This window comes from Nitrosopumilus sp. b3, from assembly GCF_014078525.1.
Taxonomy (GTDB): domain Archaea; phylum Thermoproteota; class Nitrososphaeria; order Nitrososphaerales; family Nitrosopumilaceae; genus Nitrosopumilus.
On record NZ_MU078695.1, the window covers coordinates 125,448 to 146,983 of the forward strand.

The following is a 21,536-nucleotide window of genomic DNA, read 5'->3' on the forward strand; positions in this document are numbered from 1 at the left end:
ATAGTGTTGTCATTTAATTCTAAAAAACAATTATCACAATTTCTTGCTGAAGATATAGGTGCTGGAGACATTACTAGTGTCCTTTTGCCAAAGAAAAAAATTTCAGCTAAAATAATTTCAAGGGAAGATGCCATTGTTGCAGGAGCAAATTATGCAAAAGAGATTTTTAAATTAAAAGGATGTAATGCAAGAATTATTAGAAAAGATGGTTCCAGAGTCAAACCTAATCAGACTATAATGACAATTTCAGGCGATGCAGGAAAAATTCTCACATGTGAGAGAACTGCATTAAACATACTAACTAGAATGAGTGGAATTGCAACGCAAACTAATCAACTTGTAAAAAAAATCCCAACAAAAACAAAATTGTATGCAACCAGGAAGACTGCCCCAGGGTTAAGATATTTCGATAAAGAAGCAGTAGAGATTGGCGGAGGTAAAAAACATAGACTCAAACTAGACGAAATGGTCATGATAAAGGATAATCACATTGCAATTGAAGGCTCAATACTATCTCTAATTAAAAAAGCAAAGAAAAGACACAAAAAATTCGAAGTAGAGGTTGAAAAAACATCAGACGCAGTTCTTGCAGCAAAAGAAGGTGCATCAATAATAATGCTAGATAATTTCACACCAGCACAAATCAAGAAAACAATCCAAGTGCTCAGAAATGAGAAATTAAGAGCCAAAGTAAAACTTGAAGCATCAGGAGGTATTAATTCCAAAAACATTGCCAGTTTTGGTAAGACAGGAGTAGATATCATATCAGTTGGGAGCATTACAAATTCTGTTAAAGGAATCGATATGAGTTTAGAAATTTAAGAATTCAATTCTTCTAGTAATTTTAGAACAGATTTATTTTTTGGATCAATTTCTTGAATTTTTTCACAGCATTGAATTGCCCTTTTGTTTTCACCCAATTTTTGATGTGAATATGCTTTGAGTAGCAAAACTTCAACATCATATGAAGCAATTTCTAATGCTTTATCAAAGTAAGATATTGCAGTTTTGTACTTGTTTTGTAAATAGTAAATTCCACCCATAGTAAACAAAATATCATGATGATGTGGAACTTTGTGCAAAAAATCATTTCCAGATTTTAGAGCAGCAGCATATTTTTTTTCTTTAACTAGTTTTTTTATTTCTTTTAGTTTTTCAATATTTTTTTTCTTGTTGGGATCTTTTGGAGTTCTACTGAATAATCCAACCAAAGCAGTCACGTAGTTTAACTGATTTCAAGCATTCTATTTATTGCCAAACGGGCCTTATCAGCAATTTCTTTTGGGACAGTGATAACATTTTTTTCATTTATCAGTGCATCATACACTTTTTCAAGAGTAATCATCTTCATGTATTGGCATTCAGCTTTCTCTGATGCGGGGATGAATGTTTTTCCTGGATTTTGCTGTCGCATTTTATACAAGATTCCAGTCTCTGTTGCAACAACAAAGTTTTTTGCTTTTGATTGATGAACATGATTCAACATTCCCTCGGTAGAAAGAATTGAAACTTTTTTGTCATCATAGCTTCCATCAGCCACATCATACATCATAGGAGTTGTGCAGCTACATTCAGGATGAATTACAAATTCCGCATCTTTCATAGAGTTTAATTTTTCAGTTACATCTTCAGGAGTAATTCCAGCATGGACATGGCATTCTCCTGCCCAGATATGCATATTTTTCCTCCCAGTCATTTTTGCAACATAAGAGCCAAGGAACATATCGGGCAAAAATAATATTTCTTTTTCTTCAGGAATTGCTTTTACAACATTTACCGCATTAGATGAAGTACAACAATAATCTAGTTCCGCTTTAATTTCTGCTGTCGTATTTACATATCCTACAGCAATTGCACCAGGATGTTGTTTCTTCCAATTGCGTAATTCATCAACAGTTATAGAATCAGATAGAGAGCATCCTGCTTCCAAATCAGGAAGAAGTACTTTTTTGTCGGGACTAATAATTGCAGCAGTTTCTGCCATAAAATTTACACCGCAAAATAAAATCGTCTTTTGGTCTACAGTAGCGGCCTGCCTTGAAAGTCCCAAAGAATCACCAGTAAAATCTGCAACATCTTGCACATCAGGAATTTGATAATTATGTGCTAAAATTACCACATCTTTTTCTTTCTTGAGTCTCAGAATCTCTTCTTTAAGCTGAGATGATTGTTGAACCAACATAGGCTACAAAATTTTGAGTTTGTAGGGATTTAAAGAATGGGAAGTAGTCCAGAATTCTCTAAAAATATGGTTAATGTGGCAATTATTGCCAGATCAGGTACCTATCTGAATATCATCAGAGCAGTATTTTCGCAAAGTTTCGATTGCAGATAAAATTGCTAAACGGCTTGTTTTAGGATTGTTAGAATCTGGGAAATTTTCTATTGTAAAGTTCATCTTTCCAAATTTTCCTGCTGCCTCAATGTGGTGAGTGTTTTTATCAGTATTTGGATCAGCAATGATTTTGACAATTGTTTTTTCACTTCCGATTCCAGATAATGAAAGGAGTGCTGCAACATTGATGTTTGCAGGAAACAGTGAAACTGCTTCTTTTGCAGTTCCTTCAAAGATTGTAGTAGAATCACTAATAGCATTCAAATCGATTTGAGAAGTTTCAAAAAACTTTGCACCTTTCAGAGAACGTGGGTGTTTTGTTGTTGTGAGTGATACAGACTCTAACTCATCTTTAACAGATTTAATACCATCCAAACCGGCAATTGCACCAGAGGGCAGATAGATAGTTTTTTTGAAATGCTCACAGGCATCAGACAAAATATCATAAATTGATTCATCTAGTAACGCACCAACACTCATGATCATCAAATCACGTTTATTTTGCAAGACACTAAGGCCAACATCTTTTACGGCATCTTGAGATGCAGCTTCAACTACAATGTTTATACTATGAGAAGATAAGAGATGGGAGTTTTCAACTATTTCGGGTTTTGAGTTTAATTTTGAGACAAGTTCGATTGCAGTTTCCTTTGATGCATCATAAACATGTGTTAGAATCCCAGGGATTTTTCCTGAATCAATAGCAAGAGCAATTTGAGTTCCTATTGCTCCACATCCCAACAAACCTATTCGTTTCAAGTAATAACACTAGAAAGACTCACTTAATTAATTCTAGTCCAACCTTTTACTAGTGGATTCTTTTGTGCTGTGTAGATTATTGCCAGTATAGAAACTCCAAGAATCAAAATTGTCAATCCTTCAAATTCCGGGATAACTCTAGTTCCAATAATTTCAATATTTTCAGTACCTTCTGAAATTACCAAACCAACAACATAGTCATTTGGGTATTTCATCAAATCATATCCTGTATCTACTCCATCAACTAGTACTTTGAATTTTTCACCTTCAGCATAAAGGACATCTTCAGGAGTTCTTACCCAAAAATCAGTTTTTTCTGGAACATCCTCCATGACAATTTCTATTGATTTTCTTTCTTGGTTTATTTTCATCGATGATAGTACTGGGTATTGATGTTCAGTTCCCATTGAATCAAGACTACCCCGATATCCATAGTAAATATCATATAATTTTTCATCAAATTCAAAAGTAACTTTTTCGGATTCTATTTGAGAGATGTCAAGGTATTGAGCATACGCATCAGTTGCGAATATGTGTTCAGTAAAAGCGTAGCTTGATGTAGGTATTATCAAAACTAAAAGAAGAGCAAAAACATATCGAATCAAGTAGAAATAGTACGATTCCACCACATATAACAAAATAGTTAATTGTCAATTTTGGTTTTCTATTAGAAATAAACTATAATTTATCACTAAATTATTTATGTAAAGAAAATCAAAAATGTCTATTGAATGTTTTCCAAATAGCAATAATTTGTAGTATTTTTCTCATAGTTTTTCAACCAGTATTTGGAGACATTGATTCGCCTAGAAAACAGATGCAACGTGGAATCATGCCTCAGAATGTTATTTGTGAGACAGAATTAGAATTAGTAATCAGAACAAATGGCTTTGCTGCCTGTGTAAGACCTGAAACTGCAGAGAAAATGCAAAAACTAGGAATGCTATTCATTCCAATCAAATTCACAGATTTACAAAAAGAATTCAAAACAGTTTCAGCTTCAGAAAAAGAAATAGAAACTATTCCTGCATCAAGTATGTCAATTGTTAATTTCTACATAAAAGATCAAGACTTGAATGTAGCACATAATGCAGTTGAAGAGATTTCCACACAAGGATTGTTTGAATTTACAATCAATGGAATTGAGATTAGCGGTCCTCAAAAAATGATTGAGACAGGGCCAAATACTGGTGAATTTTATATCAGACTAGAATTACCATCTACAATCAATGGAAAGCCATTGAGTCAAGATGATGTGGTTATCATAAAATACCTAGATGAATCAGATGTTGCTGGAGATAAAAGAATACTTGTAAAATCATTTCCTTTGACTTCTACATTTGCCAAAGTTGAAACTTTGGGAGGGGGTTCTAGAATTGGACACGAGTTCACATTAAGAATTTACGAACCTGATGCAAATAGAGACTCGAAAGATGAAGACAAGATCCCATTAAGTTCATTTGAATTCAGAGGTGAAGGAGGAATTAGAACGACACTAGCAAATCCAAGATTTGATGCAAATTCCAGTTCTTTAATTGAGACAGGTCCCAATACAAGCACATTTGAAGTAAAGATAAAGATCCCAAGAGAGTTAGACGGCAAAGTAATTCACATCGGGGACAAATATGAAATCAGGTACATAGATAGAAGTACGCCTTCAGGAACTGATGAAAAAATTATCTATAAAGGGAGAATTGGATAAAAATCAATTTTAATTAAATTTTAAAAATACCATTTAATTTAAAAATTTCAGGCACAAATTAAATGGTAAAAAATGGATTTGAAAAAAATCACACCTAGTAATTTAATTTAATTTCAAAAAAGAACTTGAATAAATGTATTTAATTTTTCAAAAAGATTTTCAAGACTAATTAATCAAAAAACCAATCTTAGTTGGGAACAAAATGAAACGAGGTAGACCTACCAAAAATGATGAAGAAAAGATCAAACAGAGAATTTTGGAATACTATGAAAAAGATATTTCGGCAACTGTTGCTGCAAAAGAATTAGGGGTTAACCCCAAAACAATTTACAAACATTATAAAAATTGGGATGCTCAAAAATTAGGCATAGATGAAAAAGATTTTCTATCACGCATTAAAAATACAAAAGAAAGATCTATTCAATCTTTAGAGGAAGACATTATTTCATTATCCAAAGAAATTGACAGGATCGAATTTCTAATGGAAAAGTCATTACAAAATGGAAATATTTTAGAATATGAAAAATTAGCAAAATTGAAACTAAAGACTATGAATCAAAGAACAAAAACCATATCTGCAAAAATCAATCTTGTAGGAGCACCAACTGCAGATATTTTGATTAATAATGAGGGGATGTTAGCATGACGTATAATTTAGTACAATGGAAAAAATCACATGAAAAATTAGCAAGAGTGTATTTGAAGAAAATTAACAAACTAAATCCACTTCCAATAGACATTATGGATTGGATCAAAGTTGCAAGACCAAAAGTCGAAAATAAGGAGCGAGAATTTCTTACATGTCCATTTTGGATTCCAATTTACAACGATCCTCACAATTATCAGATGATAATTGGTGGGCGGCAAATATACAAATCAACTGCATGTACGGATTTTATCGCATGTGAGGCAACTTCGCATCCAGGAATTCAAGTATGCTATGTAACTCACGACCAAGGAAGTCTATCAGCATTTTCTAAACAAAAATTAAAGATTGGGACATTTTTAGTAAATCCAATTCTTTCAAAATATTTACGCAATCCTGGAAACATAGGAGAGATTTCACTAAAAAATAACAGTACAATCTATCTAGTAACTGACAACTATCAATATCGGCATTTAGAGGGAAAATCACCCTCATTATGCATTCTAGATGAAGCTCAATACCAAGATGTAGAATATTTTGGAAGAGTGCATCAAACAATGATGGCAACAAAAGGTAAAGTGAAGGTCTTTGGGATTGGAGGAGAAGCTGGAAGTCCTTATGAAAAATTATGGAATGAGACAAATCAAATGGAATGGTTTTATGACAATCCAGAATGGCGAGAAAATTTACAGTATGATCATAAAGGGTTGATTAAAGATCAGTATCTTGAAGAGTTGTTGAGGGGAAAATGGATTCCACAAAATAAATCTGCAGAATCATTTCATGGGTATCACATACCACAATCAATTTTTCCCACAATTCCATTGACAAAACAAGATGCAATTGAAAAATACAAGATTCATCCTAGATTTTCAATTGAATACCAAAAAGAGACATTGAAAGATTCAGAATTTAGATCACATGTAACTGGAACGTTTTACAAAAGTCCACATAGACCCATCACAAAAAAGATGATAGATGATTGTACAGAGTATTATAGATATTTACAACTGTTAAAAGAAGATGAAGTTAAAAAACTGAAAGAAACATTTGGTGATGAGATAACTATTGCAATGGGGGTTGATTTTGGTTCAGGCGCTTCCAGTTTTACAGCAATATCAATTATAATTTTATGACACAAATCAAATAGAATACAGATTGCATTTATAGAGAAAAGGCATCCAGAGAATCAATTAAAACAAGCACAATATATTGCAGATTTATTTGAAAGATTTTCTTGTGATATTGGAGTTGGTGATTTGGGTTATAGTGCAAATCAAGTAAAAATAATACAAGAGGGAGGATTTTCGGTAGACTCAGGAGAGGCATTCAAAGGTGTAACAAATAATAAATTTTTTGGGTGTCGTACTATTTCAGATAACACAAAACCCATTCAAATTTTTGATGAAACAACGGATGAGCACGGAGACCAAGTTGGTAGAATCCAGATAGATAAAACATCAAGCATAGAACTTTTGATTGAAAGTATGGAGAACATAGTATTTCATCCAGCATACCATAAGGATAAAAATAGAAGCAGGGCAAAGTTAATCATCCCATCAAAGTACGATTATGAAATAGATTTTCTCTTAACGGATCTTAATAACATAACTCGCAAAGACATTCAAGATATGGAGAAAATTATTTCAGATCCTCGTCAGCGTCCAAGAAAAGAATACAACCACCCACCAGATTCTGTAATGTCTTTGATTTATGGAATAGTAGCATTAAAGGTGAAAGATCAAACAAAATGGCACTGGGTGAGCGGATAAAAGAAATTGTTGAGCCTATAAAGTATCTATTGTATGCATACTATACTCATATTTCTTAATACGGGTTCCATTAGAGATTTTTCCATGAAACAAGCTAAAACTCTGATAACTAACAGTCAGATTATTACTCTAGGAAAATATCATACCACTCAGAGGGGAGAAATTACACATGAATGAAGATCCAGTAAAAAGTATGATTGCAGAATTGGGTGCTCATCTTTCACAAAAAGAGCATTCAGATATTGTTTTAAACAATGGGAATGGAAAGCAGTTTCTCATTGCACCTTCAGAGTTTGTTGAAATAAAATCTACAGATGCACCACGTAAGATTGCCTTTGTTGATGGGGGTGATGGTCCATTAGAAGAGTCACCAAACTTTTTAATCACAATTAATCGGGTGTACTTTTCATTGTTCCAGGGGAAAAATAGAATAAAACCTAAAGAGAATCCACGAGTTCAGTTCTTCTCTTCTGTGACGTCAAATATTCAAACCGAAAATGGTAAAAAAATAGTTAGTTATGATACAAAGTTATTTCCTCACACTACGGAGGATAAAAAATATCTCCCAGCAGAGTCTGATCTGACTTCAAACACAGAGAGTACTACAGTTTTGCAAGGCTCAAGATTGAATTCATTAGGAAGACGATTTGCTGAATGGCAATTGGCAATTCATGTTGTAGAGTCAGAACTTGAGAAAGGAGACATGATAGTTATGGATGGGTCTCTGCAGACTAATTTTAAAAATGAACTAAAATATGCAAATAGATTGTATGATTTGGCAATAAGTAAGGGAGTAATTGTGTGTGGTTTGGCAAAGACTAGTAGATTAATTACAGAGTCGGGTCACCCGTTACTTGCACGAGTTGCAGAGATTGCTGAAGACGTTCCATTTGGAAAATGGTATGTCAAAGTTGCAGAAGAGGTTTCAGGGGATGATAGAGGGTTTATGCTTGCAGTAAAGTTTCATGAAAAATCAAGATACGTATTTAGATTTGAGATTCTTCGTGAACAATTTTCTTCTATGAGTCCTGATGAGTTGAACTCAGTTCTTGCTAGTTTGGTTGAGAATTCCCAGGATGTAGCCATGATTGGCTATCCATATGGGGCAATTGATGCAGACAGATTTGCTCAAGTTAGGCGTGATGAGTTGGGAATGTATCAAGGGTTTATTCTATCAGAGAAACTCAGAGACCCTATTTGGAAGAGGCTGCAAAAATATTCTGCTAGTCTGTCAGCTCATGATACACTGAATGGAGTGACTAGTTGATGGATGAGATTTCAATTGTAGGTCAAGTAGTTGGCGGAAGTTTTGGAGACATTGTAATTCGTCAAAAAGCAGGAACCAATCTAGAGATTGGAGATTTGATGGTCTCCGAAGAGAACGGTTCGTTTTTGATTTTACAGGTATTTGCATTAGAGTATGGTAGTCAGATTCAAGATAAAATGCAGCAGATGATGTCAGGTGTTAATTTAGAGCAAGGAATAGTTGATGTGAACTTTTATGAACCAGAATTTGTAAACTATGTACTAGCTAGAATCAAACCTCTTGCTCGAGTGTATAGAGAAAATAATGATGTAAAGATTCCAAAATCATTACCATCATTTTTTAACAAATTACGATTAATTGACAAGGATGATTTGAAATTCCTGCAAAAGGAGAAAGAGTCTATCTTTGTAGGACACATTCGAAGTGGCAGTAAGATAATAAAAGAGGCAGAAGTTTGGCTGCCAGCTGAAGATGTGTTTTCACATCATGTTTTAATTCCAGCTACTACGGGTCGTGGAAAATCAAATTTGGTGAAAACTATTTTGTGGCATTTGCTTGATGCAAATAAAGTGGGTGCACTTGTTTTAGATGCACACGATGAATACTATGGACGTACAGGACCTGGACTAAAAGATCATAGTAAAGCAAAAGATAATCTTGTTTATTATACACCATCTCACCCACCAGTTGGCGCAAACAGACTAACAATCAATCTTGAATCAATAAGACCAGATCACTTTGAGGGAATAATTGAACTATCAGACCCGCAACTTGCTGCAATGCGAATGGCATTTAGAAAAAATCCTAGAGGATGGATTTCTGATTTGATGAAAACCAGTGCAGTTGATGCAGGAATGGAGCCAGGTGGACGTGCAGAATTTGCTGCGGCAACTTTGATGGTCGTTCAAAGGAAATTACGCCTAATTTTGAGCCTAGATGTGGATGAAGAGCAGGTAATTGTATCAAGACATGAGGTATTTGATAGTACAACTAGAGGTCTGAATACCGTTGATGACATAGTTCGAGATATAGAGCAGGGTAAGGTCGTTGTTTTAGATACATCTCGATTAGGTGATGAGGCAGAGTTGATTGTTGGAAATATTATTGCTTCAAAATTATTACAAAAATACAAAGACGCTAAAGCAACCGGTGAGCTTGATAGAAAACCAGTTGCCACCATAGTTATTGAAGAAGCACCACGTGTAATTGGAGAGGATGTTCTAAAATCTCGAAATGATAACATCTATGCCACCATAGCTAAAGAAGGACGTAAATTCAAAGTGGGTTTGACTGCAATTACTCAGTTGAGCAGTGTGATTCCAAAAACAATTCTTGCAAACATGAATACCAAAATTATTTTAGGAAACGAGATGAAGCAAGAAAGAGAGGCAATTATTGCATCAGCTTCTCAAGACTTGTCGGAAGATGACAAAAATATTGCAAGTTTGGATAAAGGCGAGGCAATTATTTCTAGTATCTTCGTTCCATTTGCAATGCCAATCAAAGTTCCTTTGTTTGAAGATATTGTAAAAAGTAAAGGATCGTCACCGCAACCTGGTAAGACAAAGGTGTTCTAGTTTGTTATTTGCGCATTTATCTGATATCCATCTAGGTTTTCAAAAGCACGAATCATTGCAGAGAATAGAGCAACAAGTATTTGAGAAATCGATGGATGAGTGTATTTCTCGCAAAGTAGATTTTGTTTTAATTCCAGGGGATTTGTTTCACGTAAATATTCCGGAGATGCGAGTTCAAAAGTTTGCATTTGCAAAGTTTCGTCAGGTCCATGATGCAGGAATTCCAATCTATGTGGTTTATGGTAGTCATGACTTTTCTCCAGTTTCAAACTCTGTAATTGATCTGCTAGCAGAAGTTGGGTACATCACCAAAGTAACTCGTGCAACAAGTAATGAGGATGATACGATATCTTTGGATTTCCTAGTAGATGAGAAAACAGGTGCAAAAATTGCAGGATTGTCCGGACTCAAAGTTGGAAAGGACAGAGAATGGTATGAGAAACTAGATAGGAATTCTTTAGAGGCAGAGCCAGGATTTAAGATATTCCTATTTCATGGAGGAGTCTCAGAAATGAAGGCTGATTCAGGCATGGATGGGGACCATATGCCACTTTCTTTGCTACCTAAAGGATTCGCATACTACGCAGGAGGACACATGCACAAATTCAATCATCAGTCATTTGATTCACATCCTAATGTAGTGTATCCTGGAACTCCATTTGCAGGATATCATGCAGATTTGGAAGATAATGCAAATGGGCAAAAACGCGGATTTGTTCTAGTAGAGTTTGATGATGTGGTAAAGTCAGTGGAATTTGTAGAGATTCCAAACACATCATATGAAATAATTGAAGTTAATGCAGATAACAGAAAATCGGATTCTATTAATCAAGAACTAGTTGAAAAAAGTAAAGACATTGATCCTGCAAATAAAGTGATAATAATTAAAGTCAAAGGAGAACTAACATCAGGCAAGACTGCAGATGTAGATATTTCTGGGATTAGAGAAGAGTTAAACTCTCGCAATGCGATGTTCATCAATGTTTCAAAGAACGGATTGACTTCAAAAGAGTATTCAATTACAGAGGCAAAGGGGGCAAACAAAGAAGAGATTGAAACAAATGTGTTTTCAGAAAACATTGGACAGTTACGATTTGATCATCCAGAATTGTTAGGAGATGAAGGAGTCAAACTTGCAAAAAAGTTGTTGCGAGAGTTAGGACAACCAGTACTAGTTAATGAGAAGAGAAACGAGTACACTCCAAGAGTTCGTGATAATGCTTTAGCAATTTTAGGATTAGACAAAGATGATTCTTAATAGCATCATTATTGATAACATTAGAAGTTATGAGCACGAAGAGGTAGAGTTTCCTCGAGGGATATCTTTGTTTGAAGGAGATATTGGTTCTGGAAAATCAACTGTACTCATGGCAATAGAGTTTGCACTGTTCGGTTTGGGTTCTCAAAAAGCTGAGAGTTTACTTGCAAAAAAGTCTGAAAATGGAAGTGTTATTTTGGATTTTTCAGTAGACGGTGAAAAATATGAAATTAAAAGAACGTTGCTGAGAAAAAAATCAGGAGTCAATCAAGATCCTAAAAATTCCTGGATAAAGATTGATGGCGAGAAAGAACCATTATCACCATCTGAACTAAAACAACGAGTGTTACAGATATTAAAATTCAACGAGCCAGCAGATCCTAAAGCTGAGAGTAAAATATTCAGATATGCTATATTTACGCCTCAGGAAGCCATGAAAGAGGTGCTTTTTGACTCTGCAAAGAGACTAGAGACTATTCGTAAAGCCTTTGGGATTGAAGATTACAGTATTGCACACTCTAATGCACGTGAAGTACTTACTGAGATCAAAGCAAAAGCAAGAGTGTTTCAAGAAAGATTCAGTAATATTTCAGAATTAGAGTCAGAGATTACAGAATCAAATAAAGGGATAACAGAGACAGAGAAAGTAATTTCTAAAACCAAAGAACAACTTAGTAGTTTAGAGAATAACGAAGTACAAAAAACCAATGAACTCAAAGAGTTGCAGGCAAAAAACAATGAAAAAATAAAACTAGAATCAAAAAAAGAAAACATTACAGATAAGATAGAATCTGCAAAACAAAATGTTGAAAAGATAGAGCAAGAGTTTGCAGAAATTGAATCAGAATTAAAAGAGAATAATGAAAGATTTGAAAAATTGATGAGTGTAGAAAAACCTCAAACAGAGAAAAGCATACCAGATATTATATCTGAAATAAAAAAACTTCAGGAGATTAATGACAAGAAAATAAGACTAGAGACAGAAAAAGAAACAATTACAGATGATCTTGTAGAACTAAAAGAGAGTTTAGGTGAGAAGGTAAATTCAGACAAGTCAGTTTTAGAGAAATCTCTGCAAGATTTAGAAGAAGAGAAAAAAGGTTTGGAGAAATTCTCTGATGAGATAAAGCAACAACAAGATAAAATCAAAGAAGAGCAAATCCAAAAAAATACGCAGAAAAAATCATTAGAACAAGATATTTTAGAATTTTCTAAACTTGGAAATGCATGTCCTACATGCAAACAAGAAATTACTAAAGAGCATCATCATGCCCTAGTTGATGAAAAACAAAAGCTAGTTAACAGTCTTGAAAAGGAAATAAAAACAGTTACAGATTCATTTTTTGAATCAAGTTCAAAATCAAAAGAGATTGAATCAAAGATAGATTCCTATGAAGAAGAAATCTCAAAGATAGAAAAAATCATTCCAGGAATAGAAGAATTTATTGAAAAATCCTCAAAATTAAAAGAAATTGAGGCTGATTTGCAAGAAATTACACCCCCAGACACTAAAGAGTATGGCGAGAATCCCATAGAGTTTCTATCTGAACTAAAAGACAGAGTTTCAGAGTATAGAAATGCACAAGAGCAGTTACAACAGATAGCACAAAGAAGACAGAAGATTCAAGAAAAAATAGAATCAGATCAGTCAAGTGCAAATACGTTGTTATCAGGTATTAAAGAAAATGAATCAAAATTAAAAGAAATTGAAAAACAGTTAGCCAAATTTGGAAGATTGGAAGAAAAAGTACAATCTAAAGAAGATGAACTAGGTGAAATCAGGAAAAAAATTGCTCAAGCATCAGGAATTATTGCTGCATCTCAAGAAAAATTAAACAATGAACAAGTCAAAATTTCTCAAAATGAACAAAAAATTTCTGAATCAAAACAATGGGAGGAAAAATACAAGAAATTTACTCAGTTCCAGGAATGGTTAGAATCATTTTTTATTCCAACCATATCACAGATTGAAAAACAAGTATTATTGTCAATATTGCAGAATTTCAATGAGACATATACCAGATGGTATTCTATTCTAATTGAAGATCCAACCAAAGAATCCAGAATTGATGAGAACTTTACACCAATTGTGAATCAAGACGGATATGATCAAGAGATTGGATTTTTGTCAGGAGGTGAAAAAACAAGTATTGCATTAGCATATAGATTAACATTAAACTCTCTAATGAGAAAAGAGACAGAATCAATGAAGTCTAATTTATTAATTTTAGATGAACCTACCGATGGATTCTCTAAGAATCAATTGGGAAAAATTAGAGAGTTACTTGATGAATTAAAATCAGAACAAATCGTACTTGTCTCTCATGAAAAAGAGCTTGAAACTTATGTAGATAATATTTTTCAAATTTCAAAAGAAAATGGGTTATCAAAAATTTTAAGAATTAATTAATAATTGATTATTTAAAACAGTGTTTACAATTTAACGAATTGGAAATTTATCATTTTCAAATATCTATAAACATGAATTTTGTTCCTACTGATCATTTCAAGTGGATATTAAATCAGATACAGGGGTATTTTTTTAATATGTAAAATTCCGAGTCTATTCCAGATAAATTTCCAAAAATAGAAAATTAAATAGTATTCAAAGTATGCATACTATTGTCATGTTTCATAATAATATCAAATTCAAACCTAAAATATGCAAAAACAAGCAATGTATCCAAGAATTATCAGAGAATTCGAAGAGGATAGAGATGAAGAGCCACTCTTTTATTCCTAAAATGAAGAGCATTTCACACCTTAGGAGAAAATGAATAGGGCAAGAAATCAATCTATCAAAAGAACAGCAAGAAATTATTGATTCAAAGAAAAACACATCGTAGTTTCAAATCCAGGAACTGGAAAGACCACCACATTATCTCTCAAAGAAATAAAATTACTAACAGACGGAGTAAATCCTGAAGATATTCTATGTATCACGTTTACTGAAAAAGCTAAAAAAGAAATGTTTAATGAGATTTATGATAATTCAAATTAAAAATTCGGCAGCATTTTTGCCCTCTTCAGTAATTTTTATCCAACGATTCCTACCAATCTTTTCAATCTCGATAAACTTCCAATCTTTTTCTAATGGTTCAATGATATTTTTATCTAAACTTGCAAATCTAGCTTGGGAGTGATTTGATTTTTCAGCATTAACTGTAATGATTCCTTTCTCTTCTGTAATTTCTGCCATCTCTTTTTTAGTTAGTTTTTGATTTTTATGTTCATGAACTATTTTTAATGCATCTAATAATTTTGGTTTTGGTGTTTGAATCTCATATGTTGGTAATGGAATTGTATCTTTGATTCCAAAGGATTGTTGTTTACCCTCAAATGCTGCATACTTTTCAGGTTCTGCATAAAATGGTTTTAGATTTTCACAGTGTTTGAGTACCATACATGCCATCATGCATGCGATTGCTTGGATTTTAGATCCTGATGCGACATTGACATAGATGTAGTTATTTTTTTCTTCCTCAATGATATCTTTGATTGATTTTATTGCTTTAAACAAACTCAATCTATCAGCATATGCAATCTTTACTTCTACACCGAGTTTTTTGCATTCTTTTTTTATTTTCTCCAAGTATGGTGCTGAAAGATCAGTAGTACGATTGTCATGTGATATCAACCACAATTTGTCAGCCTTTGTCTGCTTGAGAGGTATGATGATTCGGTCTACTTCAAAACCTAAAGGGGCAATGTGAACTCGAAATGTGGCTAGATTAGTCATTAGTATGTACAGTATGCATACTATTGTGATGCTATATAATAATTTCTATGCCTAAGAAACACCATGAATCAAACAAAAACAATTCAAAATGAAGGATTAAACTCTGGAAATCTTTTCTATCCCAGAATTATCCGAGAGTTCGATGAAAAAGACGAACCAATAATGTATGGAGGAAGATTTGATTAGAAATGAAAATTACTAGAATTCTTCCAAAGTTTCTTGCAAAAACATACCAGGAAGAAGATTTGAGACGTGCAGAAATCCAGCTACAATATCACAAAGGTATGATCAGAGTTTGGGAGAAAAGATGCAATGAAGGGCGACAAGAATTACAGAGGTTGAATCAAAAATGAAACTCGGTAAAATAATCCAAAACCTTAACATGAAAAATATCAATCAAGGAGTTGACATCTTCAATAAAGCTGTTCAGGATTTCGGAGATTCTATGGATTCACTGAATAAAGAAATGTCAGATGATATTGAAAAATCAAACAAGGAATCCAAAATTAGAGAGAAAAAGAACAAGGAAAATTTAGATAAAATTTGGGGGAAAAGGAAATGATCAAAACTGAATTTTTTGATGATAGTTATAACAAAGTTGAAGAAAGTACAGCAGAGATTATAGTTCAGTCAATTTTTGATAAAGATGGTAATTTACAAAAAAAGATAGAATGGACTCCAAAGAAAAAGACAGGTTATTCAAGAACTACTCAGGTAAATGATGATATTAGATACGAATTTCTTTCACAAGATGTAAAAAATCATTATTTAGATAATGTGCTAGGAATTCAAAGGGCAATTGATTTACTTTGGAGATATCACAGTCAAGAAGAAAGTATTTCTCAAAAAAGAAAAATTCTAAGTTCCATATTAAATGGATATAGTAAAATCAACTTTGCAATAATGAGTTTTGATCATGAATTAAAACGAGAAAAAGGAGGTAGTGGGTACTAGTGTCTGAAACTCTCAAAGATACCCACTCTAAGAGCCTATCAGAGGCATTTGTAAATTCTTTTGGAAGTTATCCAATTGGGTATGGATTAGGAATAGTTATTTTACCATTATCAGTAGGATGGATTCAAGAAGACCCGCTAACTGTAAATCTAATAATTACTGGGATTTATGCAACAGTTTCATTTGCCAGGACCTATTTTTATCGTAGAGTATTTGAAAAATTTGGAATTGATGATAATTTCATCAAACTAGGAATCAAAGGAGTAAAAAAACTCAGGAGATTCAAAAAATGACTGAATCAAAACCATCATGTCCTAACTGCAATAGTGAGAATGTTGCATTTATCCTATGGGGATATGTTGGAGACATGCATTCAATTGAAGAAGAGTTAGAAAAAGGAGAGATTGTTTTGGGAGGATGTATTGTATCTAGTAACGATCCTAAATGGAAATGCAATGATTGCCACCACAGATGGGGGGTTAGAGACGATGATGAATGAAGAAAGAAGATCCATTTTTGATTTCAACAATCCAATAGATACTTCATTACCGATTTCAGGCAAAATATACTGTGCATTCAAGGCAAGATTAAATGATTTTTTCGGATCCTGATGTTTTTCCTTTAAGAGAAAATTTTCCAGATGTTTTATCAAGAACCCATCATCTAAATTCCAAGCATTTGCAAAATAGGCAATATCTGAACATAGGCCATTATGGTACTTGATGGAATTCCCATAGTTTTTACGATCACATGATCGTAAGATACTACCTCAAAACAATATTATGATAATATTTATTTAGAAAGGAAAATTTTGTGTTGTATGTTTACATCTGCTTCTAAAACAGCATTTGTTTTTTCATTTATTGTTCTAATCAGTATGGGTATGTTGTTAGGGCATACGCATGCTCAAACAAATTTTGATTTTGGTGATGCTCCGGATGGCGGTCCTACGGGATATTCTACAGGTATTCTGTTAGGAGGTGCACAATTACCTCAAACTGGCAACTTCCCTTCATTGTTAGCAAATGACGGTGCTAGAACTATTACTCAATCTGCCACTTTGGGTTCTGCATCTACGTCTGAAAGTGATGCTAACATTACTGATGCAGACGCTGATGATGATGGTCTAATTCAATTTGGAATTCAGCTAATATCGATACCAGCAGTAGGTACGCTTAACGTAGAGGTCGATTCTGTATCTGGCGGAACTTATTATCTCAACGCAGTAGCTGATCTGAATCAAGATGGTGAATGGGGCGGATTTGGAATTAATGGTGAGTCTGAATGGATTGTCCAAAATGAAATTGTCCCAATTTCATCTGGTATTTTTACAAGCCAACCTTTTGCATATGGAAGTGGTAATCGAATCCCTGAAGATACATGGGTTAGAATAGCACTGACTAGTGAACCTGTCCCAAATAACTGGGATGGTACTGGTGTATTCAATGATGGTGAGATTGAAGATCATTTCATCCACGTTGATTTTGCAGGTAACTCTCCTCCTACTCCTCCTACTCCTCCTGCAATCATTATCATCGTTATCATAATTATCATAATTTTAATAATTATCATAATTCTGATAATCTTGATAATTATCTTTAAGATTACTTGGTTAATTTGGATTGTTTTGGCCTTACTGGTAGTTGTGGTGGTCTTAGTTGTGATCGTATATGTGATTACAATTGAAATTACAATCTGTGATTCCATGTGCTATGATGTACCTTCCAGTACTGTACCTCGTGAGAAGATTCCTTCTACAGAAATATTTGATGGCTAGTCCTGAACAATTAGAGGATTATTTTTCTGAGTTTAGTAAAAGCGTGTTACTTTTTAAGATGGCACATCACAATTTCAGTCATGGCAAACTGGAAGATTCTAGTCATTGCCGGTTTTGCAATAAACTTTCTAATCCCTTTAACATTATGGACAAGCGGCGACTATGAGGGAAAGATAATACAAATTCCCCAACATGTAGAGTCACAACCAGTAACACTTGCACCAAAGGATTCCATAGAATTAGTGTACTATCTTGATTCAGGGCAAATCCTTGGTTTTGGATTCATCGGTACTGCTGACAGAGTTACCCAACAAATGTTTGCAGCAGGAAGAGTTGATCTGCAAATAACAAACCACAACGGCCTTGACAATGGTCTGGAAAAAATCATGCCAACTGAATGCGAGTATCCAACAACGATTGGAACTGGACTTGGATGCTTTAGGACTACTGTTCCCTCAAACTATACGTTTACACTGACAAACAACAGTCCATTTGATCTTACCATCCCTGCAGTCCAGTTTGGCAAGCTTGATGGAGTGCTTGTAACTGAATTTGATGATACAATGGATGATGGAGACATTCTACCAATGTTTGCATATGAGATACTCGTTATAGTTTCAGCAGTACTGATCGTTACAGGTTTTCTTTTAAGATATTATAGAAAATAACTCAAAATTTAAGACAACCGTCATAAAATCACGCACCAAACGGGGGCGTTCTATTTTTACTGATTGTCGATAAACTAGTTAACGCTGATTTCTATTCTTGGAATCCTTTTTTCAAACCATTATAAGCACTCAGACGGTTGGGTTAGTTTTGATAATGGTCAGAATAATTAATTGTAAAAATTCTAACTTACGTTAACAATTCCAGTCATCCAAGGATGAACCATGCAGAAATAATCATATTTTCCTGCTTTCTCAAATGTATGCTCAAAGGTTGAACCTGACATAAATAATCCAGAGTCAAAGACCCCAGTCACTCCAGCATCAACAGTTCCACTAGTTACAGTATGTGCAGCTGAATCATCATTACTCCAAGTAACTGTTTGTCCAACAGATACAGTAATCTCGTAAGGCAAGTAACACTCGTTTGTTTCTTCACATCCCGGAATTGCAGCACCTGCAGGAATTGAGACAATAGACGTTGTTTCTGTTTCTACCATTGGTTCGGGTTCTGGCTCCATTACAGGTTCTGGTTCTGCCATTGGTTCAGGGTCTGGCTCTTCAATTACCATCATCTCTTCAATTTCATTAACAACAACTTTGCCAGTCATCCAAGGATGAACCATGCAGAAATAATCATATGTTCCTGATTCGTCAAAAGTAAATTCAAAAGTTGAACCTGACATAAATAAACTAGAATCAAATATTCCATCATGTCCATCAGAGATATTTCCACTAGTTACAGTATGAGCAGCACTGTCAGGATTATTCCAGATTACAGTGTCACCCACAGAAATTGAAATTGAATAAGGCAAGTAACACTCGTTTGTTTCTTCACATCCAGGTACTCCAGAACCTTCAGCAATGTTTACTGTATGAATTCCAGATGTCATTGGAGCAGACATAGTTGGTTCAGGGGTTGGCTCTACCATTGGTTCAGGCTCTGCAATTTCTTCAGGTTGAACTCTTGGTTTAACCTTAGGATCATCAACACTGCATTCGCCGTCATGGGCTAATTTTACATCAGCAGCGTTTAACATGCATAAATTACCATAAGTTTCTCCATCAACACCACATACAGGGGCATATTCCCTTGTACAAGCAGTTGGTTTTTCAACTGAAACTATTCTTGGTTGAATTACATCATCAGGGTTCATTGCAATGAATCCCATTGTGATTGCAGCTAAAACACCAACAATTGCTATTACTCCATATGCAAAATTCATCTCATCCACCTGTTAACTTTGCAAACTTTTCGTTCTTACTTAACTTTTCCATAAATTCAATATTTGATAGGGCCACAACTGCAGATTCTACGACTGGTGGTTCTGGATCGTTTAGTGCTTTTTGAAGTGCCTCTTTAGCTTCTTTATTTCCAACAACACCCAATGCTATTGCGGCCTCATGTCGAACAAACATACTTGGATCATGAAGAGTCGCATCAGTTAATGGCGGAATAGCACTAGAGTAACTCATCTGACCTAATGCAAATGCAGCCTCATGTCTAACCAATTCATTTTCATCATTTTTCAAAACTTTAGCAATATACTCTACTTTATCCTCTCCTCCAAAATCAACTAAAATACAAGCTACTCTAGTTCTTACAACATAATCAGGATGATCTAAAAGGGATACAAAATAATCAGTATCTTTCTGCTCGTACTTTTCTTCCATTTCAGCAAAAAGTGCTAATCTGTCATCAGTTACTACTTGCAATTTGTTTTGAAACTTTGTGTGTCCTATATTAGGTTACTTGAAAAAATTCTAATAATTTTGATTCAATACAAAAGAATTCGAAGTCCTTTTGTCCGGTGGAGACTTTTTCTTTGAATCAACCTTTTTTCCACTATTCAACACATCAACAATAGTTTTCATCAGTACCATTCGATTCATGGGTTTTGGAAGATAACTAAAGGCACCCATTTTCATTAGTTCATTGATGCTAGTTTGATCACCAACATATGCCGAAGTCACAACAACTCTTGTGTTCATGTTATCTTTAACAATGGCTTTCAATACTTTAAAACCATCAACATTAGGCATTTTCAAATCTAATAAAATCACATCTGGTTTGTGCTTTAGATACATTTGAAGACCTTCATATCCATCTTTGGCCTCCACTATACGAGCCCATTTTACAGTTCTTTTCAGAGTGTCCCTAAAGAATACACGAAAGGCATGAGAGTCATCAACTATCAGCACAATTGGGAATTTTCTCACATATACAGTTCATTTCTGAGAGATTTATCGAATTGTTTGTTTATTTTAACAATCAAAGATCCCTGATTTTTAATATGAATTAGCTTTCTTTTAAGATCTAGGTAGATTCAAGGTATAATTCAGTGTAAAAAAACTGCACTCAGCAGTTAGTATTTAATGGAAAAAATACAAGAATGCATCATGAGCGCAGTAATTGGTCAAAAAGCACCAAATTTCGGGGTTTCAGAATGGGTTCAAGGTGCACCAACAAACTTTGATCAGGAAAAAGACCACATTGTGGTATTAGAAGTATTTCAGGTCAATTGTCCAGGATGCTTTATGAATGCATTACCAGAGGCAATTAACATTTACAACAAATACAAAGATGACGGAGTTAGAGTACTGGGTCTTGCAACAGCATTTGAAGATTTTGACAAAAATACATTAGAAAATTTGAAGATGCTTGCAGAAACTGGAGAAGTTATTGGAGAAACTAAGAATGCGCTATCAATGTATGGACAATTAAAAGATGGAAACAAGCTAAGTTATAAAATTCCATTTCCATTAGGGATGGATAATTTAACAAAGACTTCAGGTGAGATTAGCCAAGAAAAAATTATGGAGTTCATCTATCCGCAAATTCCTGATTTTGACTCACAGCCCGATGATTATAAAAATCAGATCATCCAAAGAGTCAAAGACTATATGAAATCAAAAGAATACTCTGCTGAAACATTTGAAAAATTTGCATTACAAGGAACTCCATCAACAATAATAGTAGATAGAAAAGGAATTCTCAGAGATGTGTCATTTGGGCAAACAGGACACATAGAATCAATTATTGAGAAATTAATTGCTGAAGACTAAATCAACGTAAAAAGAGCAG

General features: G+C 34.2%; 26 protein-coding genes. 18 read left to right on the forward strand and 8 right to left on the reverse strand.

Annotated features, from left to right (window positions below; all coding sequences use genetic code 11):
• Window positions 1-3 precede the first annotated feature (3 nt).
• Window positions 4-822, forward strand: a complete 819-nt coding sequence (gene nadC / locus C6990_RS05925; RefSeq protein ID WP_220463376.1) for a carboxylating nicotinate-nucleotide diphosphorylase — start codon at window positions 4-6, stop codon at window positions 820-822.
• Here the strand turns inward: nadC and C6990_RS05930 are convergent.
• The 4 genes from C6990_RS05930 to C6990_RS05945 form a co-directional block, all read right to left on the reverse strand.
• Complete coding sequence (locus C6990_RS05930) at window positions 819-1,220, reverse strand: tetratricopeptide repeat protein (RefSeq protein ID WP_182129411.1); 402 nt, start codon at window positions 1,218-1,220, stop codon at window positions 819-821. The genes nadC and C6990_RS05930 overlap by 4 nt on opposite strands.
• 5 nt (window positions 1,221-1,225) lie before the next feature.
• Window positions 1,226-2,182 (reverse strand): quinolinate synthase NadA, encoded by a 957-nt coding sequence (gene nadA, locus C6990_RS05935; RefSeq protein ID WP_182129413.1) that lies wholly within the window; start codon window positions 2,180-2,182, stop codon window positions 1,226-1,228.
• Window positions 2,183-2,275: 93 nt separating this feature from the next.
• Window positions 2,276-3,094 carry an aspartate dehydrogenase gene (locus C6990_RS05940; protein ID WP_182129415.1) on the reverse strand — a complete coding sequence of 273 codons (819 nt, stop codon included), beginning with the start codon at window positions 3,092-3,094 and terminating at the stop codon, window positions 2,276-2,278.
• A gap of 23 nt (window positions 3,095-3,117) precedes the next feature.
• Window positions 3,118-3,699, reverse strand: coding sequence for a PEFG-CTERM sorting domain-containing protein (locus C6990_RS05945; protein ID WP_255465268.1), 582 nt, complete (start codon window positions 3,697-3,699; stop codon window positions 3,118-3,120).
• 122 nt (window positions 3,700-3,821) lie between these two features.
• Here C6990_RS05945 and C6990_RS05950 point away from each other — a divergent pair, with 122 nt between their 5' ends.
• The 8 genes from C6990_RS05950 (at window position 3,822) to C6990_RS05980 (ending at window position 13,726) form a co-directional block, all read left to right on the forward strand.
• Window positions 3,822-4,796: a hypothetical protein gene (locus C6990_RS05950; protein WP_182129417.1), complete on the forward strand. Its 975-nt coding sequence runs from the start codon at window positions 3,822-3,824 to the stop codon at window positions 4,794-4,796.
• 202 nt (window positions 4,797-4,998) lie between these two features.
• A complete protein-coding gene (locus C6990_RS05955; protein WP_182129419.1) occupies window positions 4,999-5,442 on the forward strand; it encodes a helix-turn-helix domain-containing protein in 444 nt (147 codons plus the stop codon).
• A complete protein-coding gene (locus C6990_RS11020) occupies window positions 5,439-6,578 on the forward strand; it encodes a hypothetical protein (protein ID WP_255465269.1) in 1,140 nt (379 codons plus the stop codon). Before C6990_RS05955 ends, C6990_RS11020 begins: the two co-directional genes overlap by 4 nt.
• Window positions 6,579-6,701: 123 nt before the next feature.
• Complete coding sequence (locus C6990_RS11025) at window positions 6,702-7,214, forward strand: hypothetical protein (protein WP_255465270.1); 513 nt, start codon at window positions 6,702-6,704, stop codon at window positions 7,212-7,214.
• A gap of 169 nt (window positions 7,215-7,383) precedes the next feature.
• A complete protein-coding gene (locus tag C6990_RS05965) occupies window positions 7,384-8,481 on the forward strand; it encodes a DNA double-strand break repair nuclease NurA (RefSeq protein WP_182129421.1) in 1,098 nt (365 codons plus the stop codon).
• On the forward strand, window positions 8,481-10,058 hold the full coding sequence (locus C6990_RS05970; protein WP_182129423.1) for an ATP-binding protein: 1,578 nt from the start codon (window positions 8,481-8,483) through the stop codon (window positions 10,056-10,058). Before C6990_RS05965 ends, C6990_RS05970 begins: the two co-directional genes overlap by 1 nt.
• Window position 10,059: 1 nt before the next feature.
• The gene (locus C6990_RS05975; RefSeq protein ID WP_182129425.1) at window positions 10,060-11,316 is read left to right on the forward strand and encodes a metallophosphoesterase family protein; all 1,257 of its coding nucleotides are present in this window, start codon (window positions 10,060-10,062) and stop codon (window positions 11,314-11,316) included.
• On the forward strand, window positions 11,306-13,726 hold the full coding sequence (locus tag C6990_RS05980; protein ID WP_182129427.1) for an AAA family ATPase: 2,421 nt from the start codon (window positions 11,306-11,308) through the stop codon (window positions 13,724-13,726). Before C6990_RS05975 ends, C6990_RS05980 begins: the two co-directional genes overlap by 11 nt.
• A gap of 582 nt (window positions 13,727-14,308) precedes the next feature.
• Here the strand turns inward: C6990_RS05980 and C6990_RS05990 are convergent.
• Window positions 14,309-15,055, reverse strand: coding sequence for an HFX_2341 family transcriptional regulator domain-containing protein (locus C6990_RS05990; RefSeq protein WP_182129429.1), 747 nt, complete (start codon window positions 15,053-15,055; stop codon window positions 14,309-14,311).
• A gap of 63 nt (window positions 15,056-15,118) precedes the next feature.
• Between C6990_RS05990 and C6990_RS11030 the strand changes: the two genes are divergently transcribed.
• From C6990_RS11030 to C6990_RS06025, 8 genes are all read left to right on the forward strand, one after another.
• Window positions 15,119-15,241 carry a hypothetical protein gene (locus C6990_RS11030; RefSeq protein ID WP_255465271.1) on the forward strand — a complete coding sequence of 41 codons (123 nt, stop codon included), beginning with the start codon at window positions 15,119-15,121 and terminating at the stop codon, window positions 15,239-15,241.
• 2 nt (window positions 15,242-15,243) lie between these two features.
• Window positions 15,244-15,408, forward strand: a complete 165-nt coding sequence (locus C6990_RS05995) for a hypothetical protein (RefSeq protein WP_182129431.1) — start codon at window positions 15,244-15,246, stop codon at window positions 15,406-15,408.
• The gene (locus C6990_RS06000) at window positions 15,405-15,617 is read left to right on the forward strand and encodes a hypothetical protein (protein WP_182129433.1); all 213 of its coding nucleotides are present in this window, start codon (window positions 15,405-15,407) and stop codon (window positions 15,615-15,617) included. Before C6990_RS05995 ends, C6990_RS06000 begins: the two co-directional genes overlap by 4 nt.
• The gene (locus tag C6990_RS06005) at window positions 15,614-16,009 is read left to right on the forward strand and encodes a hypothetical protein (protein WP_182129435.1); all 396 of its coding nucleotides are present in this window, start codon (window positions 15,614-15,616) and stop codon (window positions 16,007-16,009) included. Before C6990_RS06000 ends, C6990_RS06005 begins: the two co-directional genes overlap by 4 nt.
• Window positions 16,009-16,302 carry a DUF7220 family protein gene (locus tag C6990_RS06010; RefSeq protein ID WP_182129437.1) on the forward strand — a complete coding sequence of 98 codons (294 nt, stop codon included), beginning with the start codon at window positions 16,009-16,011 and terminating at the stop codon, window positions 16,300-16,302. Before C6990_RS06005 ends, C6990_RS06010 begins: the two co-directional genes overlap by 1 nt.
• The gene (locus tag C6990_RS06015) at window positions 16,299-16,508 is read left to right on the forward strand and encodes a hypothetical protein (protein ID WP_182129439.1); all 210 of its coding nucleotides are present in this window, start codon (window positions 16,299-16,301) and stop codon (window positions 16,506-16,508) included. The genes C6990_RS06010 and C6990_RS06015 overlap by 4 nt, the downstream gene beginning before the upstream one ends.
• A 321-nt stretch (window positions 16,509-16,829) precedes the next feature.
• The gene (locus C6990_RS06020; protein WP_182129441.1) at window positions 16,830-17,786 is read left to right on the forward strand and encodes a hypothetical protein; all 957 of its coding nucleotides are present in this window, start codon (window positions 16,830-16,832) and stop codon (window positions 17,784-17,786) included.
• 80 nt (window positions 17,787-17,866) lie between these two features.
• Window positions 17,867-18,454, forward strand: coding sequence for a hypothetical protein (locus C6990_RS06025; RefSeq protein WP_182129443.1), 588 nt, complete (start codon window positions 17,867-17,869; stop codon window positions 18,452-18,454).
• A 182-nt stretch (window positions 18,455-18,636) separates the two neighbouring features.
• On the opposite strand, the gene C6990_RS06030 is transcribed toward C6990_RS06025, so the two are convergent.
• Genes C6990_RS06030 through C6990_RS06040 form a run of 3 tightly spaced genes read right to left on the reverse strand, consistent with a single transcriptional unit; the run spans window position 18,637 to window position 20,671 of the window.
• Window positions 18,637-19,677, reverse strand: coding sequence for a plastocyanin/azurin family copper-binding protein (locus tag C6990_RS06030; RefSeq protein ID WP_182129445.1), 1,041 nt, complete (start codon window positions 19,675-19,677; stop codon window positions 18,637-18,639).
• Between the two features lies 1 nt (window position 19,678).
• Complete coding sequence (locus C6990_RS06035; RefSeq protein WP_182129448.1) at window positions 19,679-20,167, reverse strand: HEAT repeat domain-containing protein; 489 nt, start codon at window positions 20,165-20,167, stop codon at window positions 19,679-19,681.
• 48 nt (window positions 20,168-20,215) lie between these two features.
• On the reverse strand, window positions 20,216-20,671 hold the full coding sequence (locus C6990_RS06040; protein WP_182129450.1) for a response regulator transcription factor: 456 nt from the start codon (window positions 20,669-20,671) through the stop codon (window positions 20,216-20,218).
• Window positions 20,672-20,851: 180 nt separating this feature from the next.
• Here C6990_RS06040 and C6990_RS06045 point away from each other — a divergent pair, with 180 nt between their 5' ends.
• Window positions 20,852-21,517: a peroxiredoxin family protein gene (locus tag C6990_RS06045; protein WP_182129452.1), complete on the forward strand. Its 666-nt coding sequence runs from the start codon at window positions 20,852-20,854 to the stop codon at window positions 21,515-21,517.
• The last annotated feature ends 19 nt before the right edge of the window (window positions 21,518-21,536 follow it).